Source organism: Paracoccus sp. SY, from assembly GCF_002901215.1.
GTDB lineage: Bacteria > Pseudomonadota > Alphaproteobacteria > Rhodobacterales > Rhodobacteraceae > Paracoccus > Paracoccus acridae.
This window is the reverse complement of the sequence record NZ_NWMQ01000036.1, coordinates 1-20,684: the sequence shown is the minus strand read 5'-3', so window position 1 is coordinate 20,684 and position 20,684 is coordinate 1. Positions and strand designations below refer to the sequence as shown.

16 protein-coding genes are annotated in these 20,684 nt (G+C 59.6%); 10 read left to right on the top strand and 6 right to left on the bottom strand.

The window, feature by feature from the left end; all coding sequences use genetic code 11:
• Position 1 precedes the first annotated feature (1 nt).
• Complete coding sequence (locus tag CK944_RS17725) at positions 2–2,266, top strand: type IV secretory system conjugative DNA transfer family protein (RefSeq protein ID WP_103174410.1); 2,265 nt, start codon at positions 2–4, stop codon at positions 2,264–2,266.
• A 486-nt stretch (positions 2,267–2,752) separates the two neighbouring features.
• Here CK944_RS17725 and CK944_RS22965 read toward each other — a convergent pair whose 3' ends face one another.
• The 3 genes from CK944_RS22965 to CK944_RS17715 all read right to left on the bottom strand — a co-directional run bounded on the left by CK944_RS22965 (position 2,753) and on the right by CK944_RS17715 (position 4,934).
• The gene (locus CK944_RS22965) at positions 2,753–3,094 is read right to left on the bottom strand and encodes a hypothetical protein (protein ID WP_146038698.1); all 342 of its coding nucleotides are present in this window, start codon (positions 3,092–3,094) and stop codon (positions 2,753–2,755) included.
• Positions 3,091–3,756, bottom strand: a complete 666-nt coding sequence (locus CK944_RS17720) for a ParA family protein (protein WP_103174409.1) — start codon at positions 3,754–3,756, stop codon at positions 3,091–3,093. The genes CK944_RS22965 and CK944_RS17720 overlap by 4 nt, the downstream gene beginning before the upstream one ends.
• A gap of 683 nt (positions 3,757–4,439) precedes the next feature.
• Positions 4,440–4,934 carry a recombinase family protein gene (locus CK944_RS17715; RefSeq protein WP_371411678.1) on the bottom strand — a complete coding sequence of 165 codons (495 nt, stop codon included), beginning with the start codon at positions 4,932–4,934 and terminating at the stop codon, positions 4,440–4,442.
• A 517-nt stretch (positions 4,935–5,451) separates the two neighbouring features.
• On the opposite strand from CK944_RS17715, the gene CK944_RS17710 reads away from it, so the two are divergent.
• Positions 5,452–7,791: a phospholipase D-like domain-containing protein gene (locus CK944_RS17710; protein ID WP_103174408.1), complete on the top strand. Its 2,340-nt coding sequence runs from the start codon at positions 5,452–5,454 to the stop codon at positions 7,789–7,791.
• A 64-nt stretch (positions 7,792–7,855) separates the two neighbouring features.
• Here CK944_RS17710 and CK944_RS17705 read toward each other — a convergent pair.
• A protein-coding gene (locus CK944_RS17705) for an IS5 family transposase (RefSeq protein WP_103174407.1) occupies positions 7,856–8,613 on the bottom strand; the annotation gives its coding sequence in 2 pieces (ribosomal slippage) (positions 7,856–8,289 and positions 8,289–8,613; 759 coding nt in all).
• Positions 8,614–8,735: 122 nt separating this feature from the next.
• On the opposite strand from CK944_RS17705, the gene CK944_RS17700 reads away from it, so the two are divergent.
• The 7 genes from CK944_RS17700 to CK944_RS17670 all read left to right on the top strand — a co-directional run bounded on the left by CK944_RS17700 (position 8,736) and on the right by CK944_RS17670 (position 17,521).
• The gene (locus CK944_RS17700) at positions 8,736–9,830 is read left to right on the top strand and encodes an IS630 family transposase (protein WP_103174406.1); all 1,095 of its coding nucleotides are present in this window, start codon (positions 8,736–8,738) and stop codon (positions 9,828–9,830) included.
• A 494-nt stretch (positions 9,831–10,324) separates the two neighbouring features.
• Positions 10,325–11,125 carry a C1 family peptidase gene (locus tag CK944_RS17695; RefSeq protein ID WP_103174405.1) on the top strand — a complete coding sequence of 267 codons (801 nt, stop codon included), beginning with the start codon at positions 10,325–10,327 and terminating at the stop codon, positions 11,123–11,125.
• Positions 11,082–11,435: a protease inhibitor I42 family protein gene (locus CK944_RS24365; RefSeq protein WP_103174404.1), complete on the top strand. Its 354-nt coding sequence runs from the start codon at positions 11,082–11,084 to the stop codon at positions 11,433–11,435. The genes CK944_RS17695 and CK944_RS24365 overlap by 44 nt, the downstream gene beginning before the upstream one ends.
• A gap of 136 nt (positions 11,436–11,571) precedes the next feature.
• Positions 11,572–12,555, top strand: coding sequence for an AAA family ATPase (locus CK944_RS17685; RefSeq protein WP_103174403.1), 984 nt, complete (start codon positions 11,572–11,574; stop codon positions 12,553–12,555).
• Between the two features lie 200 nt (positions 12,556–12,755).
• On the top strand, positions 12,756–15,026 hold the full coding sequence (locus CK944_RS17680; protein ID WP_158248051.1) for a S8 family peptidase: 2,271 nt from the start codon (positions 12,756–12,758) through the stop codon (positions 15,024–15,026).
• A 680-nt stretch (positions 15,027–15,706) separates the two neighbouring features.
• Positions 15,707–16,975, top strand: coding sequence for an IS256 family transposase (locus CK944_RS17675; protein WP_103174401.1), 1,269 nt, complete (start codon positions 15,707–15,709; stop codon positions 16,973–16,975).
• A 165-nt stretch (positions 16,976–17,140) separates the two neighbouring features.
• Positions 17,141–17,521, top strand: a complete 381-nt coding sequence (locus CK944_RS17670) for a VPLPA-CTERM sorting domain-containing protein (protein WP_103174400.1) — start codon at positions 17,141–17,143, stop codon at positions 17,519–17,521.
• A 265-nt stretch (positions 17,522–17,786) separates the two neighbouring features.
• Here the strand turns inward: CK944_RS17670 and CK944_RS17665 are convergent, their stop codons facing one another.
• Positions 17,787–17,969 (bottom strand): YdcH family protein, encoded by a 183-nt coding sequence (locus CK944_RS17665; protein ID WP_158248050.1) that lies wholly within the window; start codon positions 17,967–17,969, stop codon positions 17,787–17,789.
• A gap of 520 nt (positions 17,970–18,489) precedes the next feature.
• Here CK944_RS17665 and CK944_RS17660 point away from each other — a divergent pair.
• Entirely contained in the window at positions 18,490–18,771 is a 282-nt protein-coding gene (locus tag CK944_RS17660) for an SH3 domain-containing protein (RefSeq protein WP_371411677.1), read from the top strand.
• A 20-nt stretch (positions 18,772–18,791) separates the two neighbouring features.
• On the opposite strand, the gene CK944_RS17655 is transcribed toward CK944_RS17660, so the two are convergent.
• Positions 18,792–20,684 (bottom strand): OB-fold nucleic acid binding domain-containing protein (locus CK944_RS17655; protein ID WP_239986134.1); only part of this gene is annotated, 1,893 nt, incomplete at its 5' end.

The following is a 20,684-nucleotide window of genomic DNA, read 5'->3' as shown; positions in this document are numbered from 1 at the left end:
GATGGCAAGCGATACCATGGCGATCCGGCTGCGCGTGGCAGGCGGCGTGTTGCTGATCTCGGCCTTTGCCACCGCCATTGGCTATGTCGTGGCAACGGGCGTGGTCCAATACTGGTTCGGACATCCCGAGCCGGACTTCCTCTGGCTGATCCGCAATTACTTTGCACTGCAGGATCACCAGCCGAACCGCTGGGTGATCGTCAACATCATCATCGGGGGCTTTCTCTGCGCAGGCTTGCTCATCGCCAGTCGCATCGTCCAGGAGCAGCTGACGCGCTTTGGCACGACCCACTGGATGACGGAGCGGGAACTCAAGCGCAAAAACTTCTTCGGCGATGCCCGCACCGGCTTCGTGCTGGCAAAGACAACGGTGCCGACCCGGAAGGGCCGTTATATCGTGTCGGGCAGATATCCCCATTGCCTGCTGGTGGCGCCGACCGGATCGGGCAAGGGCGTGGGCTTCGTCATCCCGAACCTGCTCTCCTACAAGGGCAGCGCCGTGGTTCTCGACGTGAAAGGGGAAAACTTCGAAGCCACCGCGCGGTTTCGCGAAAAAATGGGCCAGACAATCTATCGGTTCAGCCCGCGCGACTTCGACGAGCCCTCCTTCCGCTACAATCCGCTGGACCGGATCAAGACCTATACCAACCCGGCAAAGCGCATGGCCGAGCTGGAAAAGATCGCGACGCTCTTCTTGCAAGCGGAAGACAGTTCCGCCGCCAGCTTCCTGCCGAACAGCCGGGCCGTCTTCGTGGCCTGCGGCATCCTGGCCTACGAGCAAGGCGAGCTGACCCTGGGCCGGATCCACAAGCTCGCCAATGGGGGCGGAGATTTCAACGCGAAGTTCAAAGCCTATGCAGGTATCGTCAAGGACCGCAGCGCCAGGCTGATCTTTCAGCAGATGGCGGGCATGAACGAAAAGACCCTCACGTCTTATATCTCGATCCTGAACTCAGCGGGCATGAGCGCGTGGTCGAACCCGCATACCTGTGCGGTGACAGATGCCAGCGACTTCGATTTTTCCACCTTCCGCAAAAAGCCGCAGACGGTCTACCTGACCACGCCCTTCAACGAGATCGGAGCGATTGCACCGCTGATCCGGCTGTTCTTCGCGGACCTGATTGCCACCCTGCAGGATCATGAACCCAGAAGGGACGAGCCTTTCCCGGTCCTGATCCTGATGGACGAGTTCCAGCGCATCGGCCGGATGCCGGTGGTGGCCGAGAGCATTTCGCTTCTGCGCAGCTACGGCGGCAACCTTGCGATCGTCACGCAGACCATCCCCGACCTCGATGTGGTCTATGGCGAGCAGGTGCGTAAGACACTTCAGGGGGGCGCGGGGATCAAGCTTTATCTCACCCCGAGCGAACCGGATACCATTGCGGAACTGTCGGACGCCGTTGGCATGACCACCAAGCGGGTCGTGAGCCGGTCGAAGAATATCAAGGACGGGCTCTTCTCCAACAATATTTCCGAGCGGACGGAGGAGCATCCGCTGCTGACGCGGGACCAGGCCCGCCGCCTGCCCAGGGAGGATGTTGTCATCGTGGTGGACGGCGACATGCCGATCCGGGCCAAACGGCTGATGTATTATGACGACACCGCCTACAAGGAACTCTACGAAAGCCAGAACTTCGACGCGCCGCTGCCGCAGCCGCCCCATACCATCACCGAGGCCGACTATACGTATTTGGAGACGGCTGAGGACACGGCCGAGCAGAAGGCAGAGGCCAAGGCCGAAGGGGATGCGGCGCGGTCGCGCGCGGCCGAAAAGCGGGACAAGGAAGCTGAGTCGTCAGGGCAGGGGCAATTTGACTTTGAAGAGGCTAAGCCGTCTGCCGATCACGCAGGTGGCGCGGGCACGCAACCTGCCACCCAGGACGGTTCGCCAGATCCCGCACCAACCGGAGGGCCAGATCAGATCGTGCCCGTGGCCACCGCAACCAGTCCACAAGAGGCGACAGAAGGGACAGAGGCGGCACCCAAAGAAGCAGACAGACACGGCGTTTCAGATCAGTCCAATGGTCAGGCTGATACAAATCCCGTTCCTATCGCAGGAAAAGCCGTGTCCTTATCGGGCGGCAACGAGCTTATCAGAAAGGCGGCGTTGCTTCGCAGAAGGAACCAGGAGCGACAACTTGCCCTGCCTTTGCCCGAAGTCAACCATTCGACCGCAGAGGTTTCGCTCGAGAGTGCGACCTTGGCGCATCTGCGGATCGACAAGCTGACAACGACCATTTCCGAGACGCTTTCGGCTGCATCCTGACCTATCATCCAAAGGTAACAAGAAAGGCTGGCGCAGGCCGCCAACCGGAGTACGGAACTGGCCCAAGAGCTGGATCCCGTTGCCGCGAGGCGGAGCCAGGTGAAGGCCGCCCTGCCCTGCGTCGTCCTTGAGCGGGTTGGCAAGAGGTCGTCCGATATACAGGCGTGAGGGAAATCTGCTGATCCAAACGCTGCAGCGTCGAAGGCCGACAGGGCCGCGGCGATCATTCTCCGGCGCAGGTGAGACCTCAACCCGATCGTAAGGTTAGGCTTGGCAACGTCCATATAAACGGATGTCGCAGTCAGGAGATGGCGAGGCACTGAAAAGGTCCAGACGATTATCACCTGATAACGGCGGCTACGTTTTGGACGCAGGTTTGATGGACCGGCCTGAGAGAACACTCCAAGTGGAAAGTTAGCAGAGTAAGAGCCGGCGCGAAGGCCGGCTCTGAACTATTCTATATGGTTTCGAGGTATATAGTATGGATTACTGCGATAGGGTTCTGCGTAGTTCTTCTCGCTCAGCGTCTGTCATCATCTCAACACGAGCGTTAAAGCCATGGCGTTCACAAAAGTTCATCATAGCTTCAAGCATCTGATAGTACTTGATATCTCGGCCGTTGCTGGTCTTTTGCTTGAAGCGATCAATGATGCGAGCGGGACCTTTGATCGACAGCGCGCCTTCGGCTTCGCGGGCGTTTTCAGACCGAGGTTCTCGGCTTGGCCAGCGATCATCCGGTGCTAAAGCACGTTCGACCGCCCTGCCCCGTGGCTTCTGAACGGGCTCAAAATCGCCTAGGGCATCCAAGCCTGTAATCTTCCTGCTCACCGCTGATCTCCCCGCAATTTTGATACGACTTCGGCTGCGAAAGCTTCCGCGTTGTCTATTGCTTTATCAATTCCTCCAACTGCAGAGCGATCTAGATCGTAGAGGGAGCCCCCGTAGCTGTGGAGCGATGAGAAAGCAGTTCTGTCGTTCAGCTCAGTTTTAAAGGCTTCGACAGCTCCCCGCATCTCTGCATTGATTTCTTTCGCATTCCGTGCCTTCACGGCTGCCTTCGTGCGGGCAAAGAGCAGTGCTGAAGGGATGTCGCGCCTGGCAAAGCGAGCTTCCTGGCGGATTTGCTTCAACGCCTCGACAGCGGCATCCGCGTCTTGCTGTTCGTCTCCAAGTGGAACGATTACCAGGTCGCTCTCGCCCATAGCAAAAGCGTTCAGCCGCGATGCCAAGCCCTCTAAGTCGATGATGACGAAGGCGGCCCTTCCCGCAGCAGTTTCGATTTCATCTTGGATAGATTTTTCCCCTGCAGACTGAGTGACCGTGAGCTTCTCAGGGACAGGCCCACGCTTTGCCCAAGCGATTGTGCGTGCCGCTGGGTCGGCATCAATGAGTTCGACGCTGACGCGTTGTGCAAGGGTTGTTGCTAAGACAATGGCAGACGTGGTCTTACCAGCTCCACCTTTCGGTGAAGCGAAGGATATGACTGGCATCTATGGTTTCCTGCTCTGGATTATAGTTGAAAGTAGTGTAGCGCCACGTAGATCAATGCGGAAGTATGTAGTGTAGTGCAGAGCGGCGCTAAGCCATATAGTGTGGTATAGAAGTATATAGTTCGGAACCCTTCGTTTTGGAGCTAATGAACGGCCCAAAGTTCCGATAGCTTGGTACTTCTTTCTTGGTCTTGCTTGTAGATCAGCCGGAAGATATTGCTTCCTCATGTTTTTGAGCCGAAATAAACTTCGTCAGGATCTGCTCCATCCGCTGTGTTCTCGCGAGATCGCTGGATGTAAAGCTGGGGTCGGATACATCTGTAGCAACCCAGCGACTTAGCAAGTGGCGATGAAGCAGCGGCAGGCTTTTCTTTGTCGCCACTGGTAAGGTGTAGGTCGAACGCTTCCATCGTCGACCCAGCCTCAATATCGCGGGGCAGGGCAGGGGATACCGGCCCCAGGCAGGATTGGCCAGCGCCTAGATACCGTAGGGTTCTGAACCATTTACTTCACAATAGAACTATATACTTCGGAACTGAATGGAGCTGTTCGAACATCGGCACTGACTTATAGCCAGGTGCTAGAGCCGGAGGCGTCCGTCGCCTTTGCGCGGATCCTCTTCGAGGTGCTCCATGGCGACACGCCGGAGCGTACCGTCCGTTTGGTCAGCCTGTCGCGCCCCATCATGGCAGCACTTGAAGCGACGAGGACCGAGCGTTCAGATGGCGCGCCCGAGATGGTAGAGCGCGTCGGCGGAGGGTGGGTCGCGATGTCGAACACGGACTGCAGATCGCCGTGAGCCATTCGGGAACAGCGACAGCACCGGCGTGGTGGCAGGCAACCTCCGCGCCCATGACCTGTAGCGAAAAGGTGGCCTGCGGCGTGGTGGTGTCGATCGGATCACCAAGCGAGCGGAAATGTACACCCTTTGCCTTCAGGAGATCGATAACCTGCAGAAGGTTGACAAGCGAACGTGCCAGCCGATCCAGCCGAACCACGATGAGGGTGTCACCCGGTATGATGGTCGCCAGAAGCCGCGCCAGAGCAGGGCGCCTGCGGTCGGCGCCTGAGGCATGCCCCTCGTGGATGGAGTCACAGCCTGCGGCGCGCAACTCTCTCCGTTTTGGATCAAGCGTCTGCTCAAAGGTGTCGGCACGGGCATAGCCGATCAGCGCCATGGAAGGCCTCCGTTTCGGGTACATCAAGTGCGCCATTACAAATTCGAATGCTGCGAGTAAACGGTCGTTTGAAGAAGACTATATGACTTCTCATGATTAGCCGAGCTGCTCAAGGCACAGGATTTACGTGCAGTAAAATCGACGACGAGGGCAGCATTAGGAAGGGTAGGGGCGGGGGAAAAACAAAGAAACCAGAGCCAGCTTTTCCTATAGGAATGTAATCCGCATTTTCTGAATATATTGCGCCTATGGTGGGTAGAGGTACAGCAGATATCCCACTATGGTCTCGGCTCATCCCGGGGTAACTGGGGCAGATTTCCGGGCAACTTGGTTCAGACGCATTGCTTGGCAATTGTTTCAGATAACCGGGGCTACAAGCAGCCTATCGTCTGTAGACCAGCTGCCCCGGAAACTGCCCCACTTACGTGTTTTTGGTCCCTTTGTTTGTGCTTGGCGCCCTCTAGCTCCGGCGGTAGCGCCGTGAGAGAACAATCCTTGTGTGCATTCCGGAGACAACATGCTGATCCTGACACCTTGGCAGACCATGCTTCTGGACGCTCTTCGCCAAGCGCAAGACGAGGTTATTCTTGTATCGCCGTTCATTAAAGCGCCGATCGCAGCGACCCTTGTGGCAGCGGCCGATCGGCCAGGAGTACGGGTGCGGACGCTGACCCGCTTCAAGACTGAGGACTTCGCCGCCGGCGTGTCCGATCTCGACGCAGCCTGGATGCTCTCGGCGCATGTGGGCGGACGGCAGGCATCTTATGAGGCGCGGACTGACAACAAGCTCCATGCCAAGATCTACCTGGTGGACCGGCGGGTGGCCTTTGTGGGCTCGTCGAACCTCACCTACTCAGGGCTCATGCGGAATTATGAAGCCTGCCTCCTGACCCGCGACCGTGACATGCTTGATGACATCGCGGCGCAGGTCGACGCCTACTGGTCGGGGCGGCCGGCCCCCACCGCGGCCGAGTTCCATGCCATGCTGGGAAAGCTCAGCCGGCGGGGCCGCACGCTGCCGCCTGAGGAGGAGCACCTCTACAACATTGACAAGCCGCTGGATCTCTTCGAGGCCGCCGAGCGAGAGGACAAGGACCCCGACTGGCTCGACGTCTCGGTGCTAGCCGCTCCCATGGAGCGGATTACCGTCCAACCGGCGCCGACGCTTCCGGAGGGGGCAGCCCCCGTCAGCAAGGACGATCCTGAGACAATAAATGCGCAGGTGGCGGCCATCGATGCCCGCCTCGCAGAGTACTTGGATGCCCTTGAACGCATGGGCCTACACCCCGAGCAGGCGCAGGAAGCATATTCCCTAACGCTTCGGCATCCCTCGACGAAAAGCTGGGTGAGGCATCTGAACGGTGTGGCTGTGCCCTGCCGGACCTTCGATCCCGCGACCTTCTTCAATGCCCCCGCTCTCGATTCGAAGATCGGGCACGAAGTGTTCAACGTGGCGGGCTTCGCCATCGCCACCCGCTCGGGACTCGTCGCGCGGTTTGGGCGGGCCGGCGTCGCTAGCATGCTCGCGGCGGCACGGCGGCTCGACACGACCTTTATTCAGTGGAACACAAACTTCCTGGGTCCGCTGGTGACCGGAATTGAAGCCCAGGCCAACTCTGCCGAGGCAACGGCGCTCATGCAGATCCGCCTTGCCGCCGACCGGCTGTTCGGCACAATCGCCCTAGTGGAAGGCCTAGACGCGGCGATCCGCTTCATCGAGCGCTTCTTCAACCCGCTCGAGGTGCTGGGCTCCGACATGGCCTCGGTACTGGCGCTGAAGGATCCCAAGTCGGCGCTGCAGGAAATCGCGCAAGCTCAGGCCCACGGCCTGCTGCCCCGGTATGGCAATTACGAGAACACCGGCAGCGAGCACGACCCCGTGTGGCGCTGCGAGGTTCGGCTGGGAAAGACACTATACGCGGTGGGATTCGGCAATCGGAAGGACGCTGCGGAGTTGGCCGCCGCCGAAGCCGCGCTGGCGCAGGCGCGGCAGCATCCGTCCTGGTCTAAGCTGGCACAGGCGGAGCTCGGCCGCGGCCTGACCAAGGCGCGTGTAACGGACTTCATGCTACCGAGGGACGCCCTGAGCCCCGACCAGGAGGCGCGGGTAGTTCGCGCCTACCAAAAGGTGCTCGGCTGCTCCATCGAGGCCGGCTTGGGTGGATCGGCACTCATGGACGTTGAGACTAAACGCGCCCGACATCTGACCGGGTGCAATCAGTCGCTGTCCATTTTGGGCCGGGCGCTCCTGAACTATGGAGTTCAGCGGCGCGCTTGGCAGCAGGGCAGCATAGGCCTGTCGAGCATGGCGTCCCGGGAGATGACCGACGAGATCGCCCGAATCCTGGCTACCGAGGATCTCCGGAAGGCGGCGGGCTTCACGCTCCCCATCTCCCGCCAAACCCTGGCCGACACCTCGGTCGCCGTGGTGGCGGCGGTGTGTCTCCACCTGGGCTATGAGGCTGGGCTCGACGTCTTTGGGGGAGCCTTTGACCGCATAATAGCCCGCTACAACGAGGTGGGAAGCACCAATGAAGGCGACGTGTTCGCGCGCCTACGGACCTTGGCCCTCTTCGACCCGGCGACCTCCTATACATCGCTCCTCCAGAATGTGAGCCAGGCGGTGGACGGCACCCTGCCAATCTACGAGAGCCGCATGGAAGGCCCGATGCACGCCCCGACTGTCATCACAACCGTCTCCTGGCGCACCTGGCAAGCGCGCGTGAAGGGCGGAACAAAGAAGCTAAGCCGCCACCACGGGGCCTACAACCTTCTGGTCCAGATGGCGCCGGAGGCCGATGCGCTGGCCGCCGAAGCGGTGGCCTTTCTGAAGGCCAAGGTGGCCGCCAAAGCGTGAGCCCTTTCTCGTTAGACGACCCGCCTGTCTAATCGAGCTGCCTAGGCTCAGGACTCGCTCTTGATCATAGCCAGAACAAGACGGTTGCGGCGAGCACGATCGGAGGGGAGAACGTTTCCGGGCACCGATCGTATCGTGTGGCGACGCGCCGCCAGTCCTTGAGGCGGCCGAACATGGTCTCGATGCGGTTGCGGCGCTTGTAGCGGCGCTTGTCGTATTTCACGGCCTTCTTGCGGGACTTCCGTCCGGGGATGCAGACCTTTATCCCCTTGGCTTTCAACGCTTCTTTGAACCAATCAGCATCATAACCTCGATCGGCGAGCAGCCAGCCCGCTTTCGGAAGGTCGCCCAGCAGCGCCGCCGCGCCGGTGTAATCGCTGACCTGCCCGGCCGACATGAAGAACCCGATCGGTCGCCCTTTGGCATCGGCAACGGCGTGCAGTTTGGTGTTCATGCCGCCTTTGGTTCGCCCGATCTGGCGCCCGCGCCCCCCTTTTTGACGCACAGGCTCGATGCCGTGCGGTGTGCCTTGAGATACGTCGCGTCGATCATGATCGTCTTGTGCTCGGCGCTTTCGGCGGCCAGGCCCACCATGATCCGGGCGAAGACCCCGTTGTCGCTCCAGCGCTTCCAACGGTTGTAGAGGGTCTTGGCCGGGCCATATTCCTTCGGCGCATCGCACCAGCGCAACCCATTGCGATTGATGAAGATTATGCCGCTGAGGACGCGACGATCGTCGACTCGGGGCTTGCCATGGCTCTTGGGAAAGAACGGCTTGAGGCGCTCCATCTGCGCCTCGGTCAGCCAGTAAAGATTGCTCATAGATCAGGTCTCCTCGCGGAGCCTGAACCACGCCAAAGACCTGAAATCAATGGGTCTTGAGCCTAGTCACCCGGAACTGAAGTTGGCATCATTCATGTGATGCTCTTTTCAGGAGAACGGGAATGCGGGGTCGTGCGGCTTCGGTGATTGTTCTAAGCGATGAGGAACGTGCGTTTCTGGAAAGCCAGGTCCGACGACATAAGGCCGCACGGTCCTTGTCTGATCGCTGCCGGATGGTGCTGCTTTGTGCCGAAGGCCTGAGCAGCAAGGAGGTGGCGCTTCGGCTTGGCCATAGCGAGCACACGGTGGGAAAATGGCGTCGCCGATTTGCCGAGCACCGGACCGAGGGGTTGACGGACGAATATCGCTCGGGGCGGCCACGGACAGTTTTGGACACGCAGGTCGCCGATGTCGTCAGGCGAACCCTTGAAACCACGCCGAAGGATGCCACTCATTGGTCGATCCGCTCCATGGCCTTGGAAACCGCCCTGTCACATACAACGGTTCGTAGAATATGGACCGCCTTCGGCCCGCAACCGCACCGATCCGAGACCTTCAAGCTCTCGACCGATCCGCTGTTCGTCGACAAGGTGCAGGACATTGTCGGGCTCTACCTGTCACCTCCGAACCGCGCCATCGTGTTATGCGTGGATGAAAAATCCCAAATCCAAGCGCTCGACCGGGAGCAGCCCGTCCTGCCGATGGCCCCGGGCGTGCCCGAGCGCAGAACCCATACCTATGTGCGTAACGGGACCACTTCGCTCTTTGCTGCGCTCGATATCGCCACCGGCGCGGTGATCGGAAAATGCTATCAACGCCATCGCGCGACCGAGTTTCTGGACTTCCTGAAACAGATTGACCGGCAGATGCCCGAAGGGCCGGAGGTGCATATTGTCATGGACAACTATGCCACCCACAAGACCCCCAGGATCAAGGCATGGCTGGCGCGCCGTCCGCATTGGCATGTGCATTTCACGCCAACGTCCGCCTCTTGGATCAACCAGGTCGAGCGTTGGTTTGCCGAGCTGACGCGAAAGCAATTGCAGCGGGGCGTCCATCGCTCCGTCGCCGAATTGGAGGCCGACATCGCCGCCTTCATCGCTGCCCACAACGAAAATCCAAAGCCCTATCGCTGGGTGAAGTCCGCCAACGACATTCTCGCCTCTGTAAAGCGATTTTGCCAGCGAACCCATGAAACCCTATGCGGCGAACTTTAGATTCAGGTGACTAGGTCCGTCACATTGTGACTACCGGCAGGTTGTCTGGCGAGTTTTGGCGGGTTCAGGCGGTCAAAAAGGCTCCGATTCTCAGGTTGTGGGGGCGATGCTGTCCAGCGATTGTTTACCGATTTTCGCTTGGGCCGCTGGATCCGAGCCAGAAGTTCGAGCGCGGTGCGCGGGCCGGCGCCGTGGCTCTTGGCGCTTTGTTGCACGGCCTCGAGCAGTAGCGGCAGCACAACAGCCAAATGCTGCCTGGCGCGCCGATGGTAACGCAACGCGAATATTCTCTATCTGAGAGCGGTTAGCGCCACGATAGAACAGCAAGTCAAGAAACCCAATTAAAAGGTCCTAAACATTAGTTGGTTAGGAAAACTCATATGGAAGGCAACAAAGTAAGTGTGTTGCTGGACTTCGCCTCGGCAGCAGATAACAAGGCTAGCCGGGGGCCTGCAGCGTCTTCGAAATCAACTTGTCATTGGATGGAGTAGGCAATGAACTTAGCCGAAGTCGAGAGCGCAATCTCCGCTCGCAAGCTGAAATGGTTCGCTGGAGAAACTCCAATCTCGGCTATAGCGGCCGCCCCGGGTCGATTTGGCCTACGCCCTGCTAACCTTGCCGCGCCAGATCTGCAGGTGGCTACGATGATGCCGGATGCCTTCAGAGGTCGTCGACCAACGAAGGTCGACTGGCGCGAGCAGGGTCGTACGACACCGGCGCGGGACCAAGGCCTTTGTGGATCTTGCGTTGCCTTCGCGACCTGCGCTGCCATGGAAAGCGCATTAGCAATTTTGGAAAATAGTCCTGCTGACATCGATCTGTCTGAAGCCGATCTCTTCTTTTGCGGTTGCGGTGACTGCTGTGACACGGGTTGGGATTTCATTCCAGCGCTGGAACGGGCAAGTAGAGGAGTCGGTCTTGAACAGGACTTTCCTTATGTTGTTGGGTCGGGCTGCAAAACGATTGCTCCAGCGCTTAAAGTCATATCTTGGGACACTGCCCATAGTGCCGATGATCGCCGCTGGGCGGTAGCCAGGGGGCCTGTGATCGCAGGCATGAGAGTGTTCGATGATTTTCGTTACTACAGGAACGGAGTTTACGAGCATGCTGCGGGGGACGAAGTAGGCCTACACGCAGTCTGTGTCGTAGGTTATGATGATGAGACCTCGTCATGGCTCGTGAAAAATAGCTGGTCCCGTGACTGGGGAGACGATGGCTTCTTCCGGATCGCTTATGGTCAGTGTGGGTTAGATGAGGAGTTTCCTTTCATCGGGATCGAAGTCGAACGGGTATGATCATGACGCGCATATGCTGAGAGAGGTGCCTGCAGGATCAAGCGTTCTCGATGCTTGTGTAGGACAGGCAGTTAAACTGGCACTGCCAGGAACAGGCACAACTGGCTACCGGTGGGAGGCTCGCGGTTGTAAGGGCTTGGCCATAGAGCGGCTTCCGGCCCAAGCCTCTTCTACTTTTGGCGGACGCGCGCGAGAAGTCTTCCTAGTGACACCCGAGCACAAGGGTGACATACGGTTGGTGCTGCTTCTCAATGCACCGTGGCGCCGTGAACCAGTTGAGGTGAGGGAGGTTGAGTTCAAGGTTCGCTAAGGCGCAGCAATCGAGTGTGCCAAATTATTCGCTAGATATGTTGAAATGATCCTCACTACTGCATTTTTCTTGGAGATGCCGCAGGCCTCGGGCATAAAATCAAGTAACGTTCATCGAGTGTCTAGCGGGGGAAATTGTGGCTAGCTCTGCCCAGATCATCTCGCTCGTGCGGAGTCACACAAAGGGCGATCAAAGCCGGTTTGAACAGATAGCGCTGCAGCTTGCTGCGGAGGCGGCAAAACGTGGTCATTCGCGAGTCGCCGAAGAGTTGCGGGAGTTGATTGAGGACGCTCGCAATCAGGCCACTACAATCCGGCGTACGCGCGACCCCATCCCGATGGTGCGGCCCAAAGGCGAACTTTCCGGCCTGATCAGCGCCAGCTTCCCCTCTATTCGGCTATCCTCCCTGGTATTACCCGAGCGCCTCTCACAGGCCTTAAAGCGAGTAGTAAAGGAGCAGCGCGAGAGCGACAAGCTCGACGAGCATGGACTGAGTCCTCGTCGAAAGCTGCTGTTGAGCGGTCCTCCCGGGACCGGTAAAACAAGCACTGCCGCAGCTCTGGCAGGCGAGCTTTCCTTGCCGCTTTTCACAATAGAGCTCGACGGCATTATCACAAAATTTATGGGTGAGAGCGCGTCTAAGCTCCGCTTGGTATTCGAGTCAATCGCAAACAATCGTGGCGTCTATCTCTTCGACGAGCTCGACGCCTTGGGAGCCGAGCGATCAATGCCAAATGATGTCGGAGAAGCGCGGCGTATTGCGACTGCCTTCCTGAAGTTTCTTGAGGAAGATTGCAGCACAAGCTTGATCCTCGCCGCGACGAACCATGCTAAGTTGCTCGACAAGGCTTTATTTCGCCGCTTTGATGCCATCTTCAATTATGATATGCCGGACGAGGCCCAAGCACGAGCGGTTCTCGAAAATAATCTTACAACCTTTGATCTGCGTCATCTGGACTGGGATATGCTGCTGGCTGAGACTAAAGGCATGTCCCATTGTGACATAGCTCGTGGCGCAATTGATGCTGCCCGCGTTGCTGTGCTTGAGCACGACGGCCATTTGAGGTCAGATCTTCTGACGACGGCGCTTAGCGACCGACGTAGTGGACATATTTTCTAACCTCAAGGGCAATAAGCAGAATGGCGGAGTATCCGCACCTCTTCGTTCGCCGTAAAGGTCGAGCGATCGCATTCCGGGGCAACTCGCCTGTCATTCGCCAAGAGCGAGTTCCGCGCGCCAACCGTCGGCAGCACATTGAGACACTCGTCAGTGCCATAGACGGCGCGGTAGAGCGAAATGAAGCACGGATCGCTGAGCAGGTGCTGCTTCCCGACGAAGATCGTGGCTTCTATATGAGCTTCGAAGCGTCGAGCGAGGCGCCGATGCCGCTCAACTTCTTCGATGCATCGAGTCGAGGCATTGACCTGCTTTCCGTCAAGGTTGACGACGAGAAGCAGACCGCTAACGTATTTATGCGCACTGCTAAGATCGACCAGTTCAAAGCTGCGACCCAAGCGTATGCTGAAAGCGAGCCAGGTATTGGGACGCGGCCTAAAAATGAGCAATTTTTTGATAGGGTCGACCGTATCCGACCCGCACGTATAGAAGACCTTTGGACAGATCAGGGCGCTCCGCCGCCGCAGGATGAGCTCTTCGCTTGGGAACTATGGTTGCGACCTGGAACCGAAAACTGGATCCGAGACACTGCACCAGAGCTCGACATTGCAATCGAGCGCGGCCAACTCCAGTTCCCAGAGGCTATTGTAGTGAGCGCTCACGGGACGCGTCAGCAAATCACCGGTCTAGTGCGACGTGTTCCGGTGGTTGCCGAGCTTCGCGCCGCCTCCTCCTTTATGGCGAGCCTGCTCGAACTGTCTCCAGGCGAGCAGGCAGAGGCAGCCAACGCTCTTTTAGAGCGGACCGTGGCACCTGAAGAAGACGCACCGCGAGTCTGCTTGCTAGATAGTGGTGTTCGACGCACCCATCCTCTGCTTGCACCATTTATTGAAGCCGAGCGTTGCCTTTCGGTAAACACGGCGTGGAGTGCGAACGATCATCACGGTCATGGTACGGGCATGGCGGGCGTTGCTCTATACGAAAATCTGGCGCCACTGCTTGCCACCACCGATCCAGTAGTTCTGACTCACCGGTTGGAAGCTGTGACTGTACTTCCACCGGCCGTTCCAGGTGTTGCACAACCGCTCCCCGGTACGTCTGTTCGCGAAGCTGTGCGCATGATGGAACGCACTGCGCGAGCCAGGCGTGTTTATTCCCTGTCAATGAGTGCACCGCGTGAGCGATCGGATGGGCGTCCGTCTAGTCTGTCGACGGTTATTGACCAACTCGCTTTCGGTCGTCCCGGAAAGCAGCGTCTTTTCTTCGTTCCCGCAGGAAACATTGACGAGCAGCCCTATCAGACTAGTGATCATATCACGCTCAATGATGCATCTCCGATGAGATCGCCAGCCCAAGCGCTCAATGCCATCACGGTTGGCGCCTGCACGCATTTTGTTGAGGATGAGCTATCTGGGCATATCGCCACGGAAGGTGATCTCTGTCCAACCTCACGAACGGGCCTCGCTTGGCAGCGCCCAATTCTTTGCAACAAGCCCGATATCGTTATGGAGGGGGGCAACCGCGTCGCCGACGTTGATGGGATTGGCACATTGCATGCGCCTCACCTTAGCATTGTCACGACAGCGCGAGATTTTGCTGCCCACCGCTTCAGTTGCACAGGCGAGACGAGCGCAGCAACTGCGGCGGCAAGCGGGCTCGCGTGCGCTATCATGGCGGCTTATCCTGACGCCACCCCGCAAACCATTCGAGCATTGATGGTCCACGCCGCACGCTGGACACCAGCGATGCTGGAGAGGATCCCCGCGCGTCCTTCTCGGGGAGACTACGGGCTGCTCCTTCACCGCTTCGGCTTCGGAAAACCAGATCGAGAGCGTGCCCTCGCTAGTTTCCACAACGCGATGACAATGATCATACAAGATGAGATCCAAGTTTATCGTCGCGGTGCGAACAACAACATCGTTCTTGGCGAAATGAACTGGCACGAACTGCCTTGGCCAAGTGAAGTATTGGAGCAGCTTGGAGCGGATGAAGTCCGCTTGCGCGTAACTCTTTCCTATTTTGTCGAACCAAACCCCTCAAGGTCTACCCGCCAACAGGCAAATCGCTATGCATCTGCAAAGTTGCGTTTCGTACTCAAGGGGATCGATGACGAGCCGGACGAGGCCATTGCCCGCGTTAACCGTCTTGCGCGTGATGAGGATTATGAAGCGGATGATTTCGGCGAAGATGACCGCTTCGAAATAGGCCCGAACAACTCTCGCCGTGGATCACTCCATCATGACGTCTGGCGAGGACCCGCTTCAGATCTCCTCCATAAAGGAGGTATTGGGGTACTACCAGTCAAAGGATGGTGGGGGGATCGGAAGCGTGGCGAGCGGTGGCTGAGAAAGATGCCTTATTCACTTATCGTTTCGATTGAGACCGTGGACGTGGAGGCCGACGCTCAAATCTACCAAGAAGTTGAAGCTCTTGTTGCAAGTGAAATCCAGGCTGCAGCCGAGATCCTCGTATAGATGGTGGGCAGCCTTCAAACGAGTGGCGCAAGATTATCCTGCTTACATAGCCTGGCATTCCATAAAACCCGTAGGTGCCGAAGCGGCACTCGCAGGTGTGTTTCATTTCAGAATGTGACAAGCCACGATTTGCTGGTTTTTGCAGTTCGAGGAACCTCCCTTTGGCACCGCACCTGATCCTTCCTGAGCGTCGCATTGTTGCAGCCATGCTGCAGCGCAAGATCAGCGTGGCGCAGATCGCCGTCTAACTCGGCCGATATCGCTCCACCATCCATCCGGAGATCCGGCGCAACTTCTGGCACGACGACGAAGTGCCGATGGCGACTGATTACTGGCAACATGAATGCGCCTTGCCTCGCGTGTCCGTCTGACCACATCTACACTAATTTCGCCACCGTTGTGTTGATTGACGCTCTGCGCGAAGGTATCCGCTGCTCTGATCGACCTGACATCAGACGTACTTGTCGGCGATTGCGTCGGTCTCCACGGACATCCCGCCGCTAAATGAGTGATTTTGTCCGTGCAAAGGCACACCCATGAAAAAACTGCTGACAACCCTGGCACTCGTTGTCCTTCCGGAGTGTAGGGCTATGGCGAAAAATGGGTGATGGGGCGTGAGAAGGCGGCGTATCGTGGCGGGTGCTGAAGCCTGCCAGAACCTCCCGAAGGAGCGATACGCCATGAACGACGATACCACGATCAGCCCGCTTCACCAGCCTAGTTCGATCCTTGACCCGCTAACCGAGATTGCCCGTGAGGGCGCACGCCAGATGCTGGCCGCCGCACTGAAGGCCGAGGCGGCCAACTTTGTTGCCCGCCTTGCGGACGAGCGGCTGTCCGATGGCCGTCAGCGCGTTGTTCATCACGGGACCGGGCCGGAGCGGACGATCCAGACGGGGATCGGGCCGCTCGCCGTGAAACGGCACAAGGTCCGCGACCGCGCTGCCGTGGGAGCGGAGAAGAGGATCCGCTTCACCTCGAACATCCTGCCGAGGTGGGCGCGGCGCTCCCGCAGTCTCGATGCGCTGCTGCCGGTGCTTTACCTGCGTGGCGTGTCCATGGGCGACTTTCAGGAGGCGCTGACGGCGCTGCTAGGACCGGACGCGCCGAACCTGTCACCCGGTGTGATCTCGCGGCTGACAGCAGGCTGGCAGGTGGATTACGACCGCTGGCAGCGCCGCGACCTTTCGGCACGCCGCTATGTCTACATCTGGGCCGACGGCGTCTACCTTCAGGCCCGGATGGAGCCGCAAGCCGAGTGCATGCTGGTTGTTCTTGGGGCTACACCCGAAGGAAAGAAGGAGCTCGTGGGTTTCCAGGTCGGGGCGCGCGAGAGCGCGCAAAGCTGGCGCGAGCTCCTGGTCGACCTCAAGGCCCGCGGCCTCGCCGTGCCGCCCGAACTGGCCGTCGGTGATGGCGCCTTGGGCTTTTGGAAGGCCATGGATGAGGTCTTTCCTGGCACCCGCCATCAACGGTGTTGGTTTCACAAGATGGCGAATGTGCTCAATTGCTTCCCCAAATCCATGCAGCCCGCTGTCACCGCTGATCTGCGCGAGATCTCCCATGCTGAAACCCGTGCTGCGGCATTGACCGCCATCGAGACCTTCAAGGAAAAATACGCCGCCAAATACCAGCGTGGCGTGTCCTGCCTGACCAAGGACAACGAGGCCTTGCTGGCCTTTTACGACTTTCCGGCCGAACACTGGGAGCATCTGCGCACCTCGAACCCAATCGAAAGTGTCTTTGCCACCGTCCGACACCGAACCGTCCGCACCAAGGGCGCACTGTCGCAGAAGACCGCGAAGCTGATGGTTTTCACCCTGGTTCGGGCCGCATCGAAGAAGTGGCGCAAGCTCAACGGCACAAACCAGTTGCCACGCGTTATCGAAGGCGTCACATTCACCGACGGTGTCGCTCAACCCGACGCAGACCAAAGCCGCGCCGCCTGATCAGGTCGCGTCACCCAAATTCACCCATAGCTCGCCAGTGTATCCGCCGCAACACTGAATGGCGGCGAGTGGCTTCGCTACACAGTCACCGGCGAGAACTCCACCTCGATCACATTCAGCCTTCCCACTGAAGGGCTCTCGTCATATCGGAACTTTGGCGGCTACGTGAAATGGTCTGAGTTCGAGAACGGCTGGACGACTGCCAACAACTACGCCCAGAACTTCGAGATGGGTCGCAATGGGGGCTCATGGAACCTCGTTTTCGATCCTTGGGGCCAAAGCGTCACGCAGTCCTCACTCCTGCTGGATTTCGGCAAGGTCGTTGAGACTGCCTACATCTGGGTGCGTTCCACTCACGGCTCCGGCAACCTCGAGTATCTGCAGCTGACGGCGGAGCCGGGCGGACCTGGACCAATCGACGGCGACAGCGGGCAGGGTGAACCTGTAAACCCTGCAGCCGTCCCGCTGCCTGGTGCCGTCGTGCTGCTTTTGTCAGGCATGGCCGGACTTGTCTTGATGCGTCGCCGCCAGCGTCTGGCAGCTTGATCAAGATCGAATGCCTAGGAAATCTCAGCATGCCGGGTACTGGCTGAACATCTTACTCACAAAGAGACTGCGCGCCGTTGGACCAGCCGACGGCTTCACGTCACGCACCCGGTAACCCACGTTCTGCCCTTCACGGACGGGAAGGTATCGTGGACGAAGTAGTCAGGGCTGGGACAGTTTTGCCATATAAAGAAACAAGCCCCCGGCAATCACCGGGGGCTTTGCTTTGGAAGCTGCGCCGGCAGGTGCCGGCGCTGGCATGGCCTCAGGCCTCTGCGGTCTCCCGCTGCAGCAGGGCAAGCTCGTCCTTGATCTCGAGCTTTTCCTTCTTGATGGACGCGATCTCCTCGGCGCTTGCCGAGCGGCACTTCAGAAGCTCCGCGAGCTGATCCTCAAGTGCCGCGTGACGCGCGTTCAGCGCTTCGATCCGGCCGGTGATGTTGCCCATGTCGTAACCTCCATGTGTCAGTTCCATATTCGACGTATGCACAACAGATGCAAATTCCAGGGCAGCGGACCTACTATAGTCCACGAAAGGCACGCGGCATGGCAGAGACGTCCGTTTCGCCTGATGCAAGGCGCGCCACGAAAGCCCGGGAACTGGGGGTCGATCCCCAAGCGGTCTGCGATGCTGCCCTGAAGGAAGCCAGCGGGGCCGAACGTGCGGCAAAGGCTCTGGATGTATCCAGAGGTCACGACGGGATCTGGACCAGCGGAGAACAGCCGGCTTTTTCAGGGAGGCACCCTCTCGTCAGGAGGTAACCCCTCAGTATCCTCGGCCCAAGCCATAGACAGGTGCAGGCTCTTCTCCAACAACCTTGCGTCGGTCGAAAGGATCACCTTCCCCCGCCTGTCCGTATTGGCCAAGCATACTTCGACCGGAGCGGGCGAGGCTCTTCGCGTTTAGAAAGTGCCCGCTGTAATTTGGCAGTCTGGTGTCGTAGTGACGGGAAAACGATCAAGGTTGGATGATGCGAACCCATTTTGCTGCTCTTTTCGCTCTTGCCGTCACCACCGCATGCGCGGTCGGCTCCGGTGCGGTGGTCAAGGGAGCCGGGCCCCATGATCTCTTGAAGCTCCGCGAAGGCCCCGGCTTGGAGCACAACATCATCATCGGGCTGCCCGATGGAACACGCTTGATCCGCCGGAACTGCGTGACGAATGACGGCAAGGTCTGGTGCAGGGTCTCGCTCGCCGAGAAGCCAAGTGTATCGGGTTATGTGTCAGCGGACTATCTAGCGCATCGCTGACCGCGCCACCCGGCTCTTGCTCAGTGGAAGTTTCGCCCCTTCACCCGGATGGCGTCAAGATGCAGGTCCCGGATGAAGATGTCGCGTGGCTGCGGACCTGGGGGCGGGTAGCCGTGCTGCGGCGCGGGCGGCCCCTCATCACCCCGTCCTTGCGAGAGAGCGAACGCTGCCCCTCGCGCGCCGACGCTCGCCAGTTCCCGCGACAGATCCTCGATCCGGTGCACCACGAAGTGCACCACCTCGCCCTCTCGCTGGATACGCCCCTGCACCCCAATCATCCCCGCCCCAAGGACGATCCGCCGGTGCGCCTCGAAGACCTTCGGCCAGACCACTAGGTTGGCGATGCCGGTCTCGTCCTCCAGCGTGATGAACATGACGCCTTTGGCCGATCCTGGCCGCTGGCGGACCAGGACCAGCCCGGCCGTCGCACACCAGCGGCGATCCCGGCTTCCCATGGCTTCGGCGCAGGTCATCATCCGGCGCTGGCTCAGCGTCTCGCGCAGGAACGACACCGGGTGCCGGCGCAAGCTGAGGCCGGTATGGCCATAGTCTTCGACCACCTCGCGGCCCAGTGTCATCGGCCGGAGCGCAATGGCAGGCTCCTGCGCCTTCCCCGCATCCTCGTCCTCCTGCCGCTCCGATGCTTCCCGCACCGCGGCGAAGAGCGGCAGCTCCTCCGGCCCGAGCCCCTTCAGCGCCCAGAGTGCCTCCCGGCGGCTGAGCCCGAGTGAAGGCCTGAAGCCGTCCGCCTCGGCGATGCGGGTGAGGCTGGCGACCGGCACGCGCACCCGGCGCCACAGATCTTCCACCGAGGCAAAAGGCTGATCGGCCCGTGCCGCGACGATGCTTGCCGCATGGGCATTGGCCAGCCCCTTGATCATCCTGAGCCCGAGGCGCACGGCAAAGCGGCTGCCCTTGTCTTCGAGCTTTCCCGAGGGCTCCAGCGTGCAGTCCCAGCGGGAGGCGTTGACGCAGACGGGCCTGATCTCGATGCCGTGTGCCTCGGCGTCCCGGACAATCTGCGCGGGGGCGTAGAAGCCCATCGGCTGGCTGTTCAGCAGTGCCGCACAGAAGGCATCGGGATGCCAGCACTTCAGCCAAGCTGAGGCATAGGCCACGAGTGCGAAGGAGGCGGCATGGCTTTCGGGAAAGCCATAGGAGCCAAAGCCCTCAAGCTGGCGGAAGGTGCGCTCGGCGAAGTCGCGATCGTAACCACGCGCCACCATGCCGCTGACGAGCTTGTCCTTGAAGGCCGAGACGCCGCCGGTGAACTTGAAGGTGGCCATGCTTTTGCGGAGCATGTCAGCCTCGCCCGGGGTGAAGCCCGCGCATTCGATGGCGACCCGCATGGCCTGCTCCTGGAAGAGGGGCACGCCCAGGGTCTTGCCCAGCACCTTCTCCAGCTCCGGTGTGGGATACTCGACCGGCTCCAGCCCCTCCCGCCTGCGCAGATAGGGATGGACCATGTCGCCCTGGATCGGGCCGGGACGGACGATCGCCACCTGCACCACCAGGTCATAGTAGGTGCGGGGCTTCATCCGGGGCAGCATGGCCATCTGCGCCCGGCTCTCGATCTGAAAGGTGCCGAGCGTGTCGGCGCGGCGGATCATCGCATAGGTGCGCGGGTCCTCGGGCGGGATGGTGGCCAGATCATAGGAGACGCCCTTGTGCGCCTCGATGAGCGCCAGCCCCTTGGCCATGCAGGTGAGCATGCCCAGGGCCAGCACATCGACCTTCATGAACCTCAATGCATCGATGTCGTCCTTGTCCCATTCGATGATCTGCCGGTCTTCCATGGCGGCGGGCTCGATCGGGACCAGGTCATCCAGACGATCCTGGGTCAGGACAAATCCGCCCGGGTGCTGCGACAGGTGCCGGGGAAAGCCCATAAGCTGGCGGGCGAGATCCAGCGT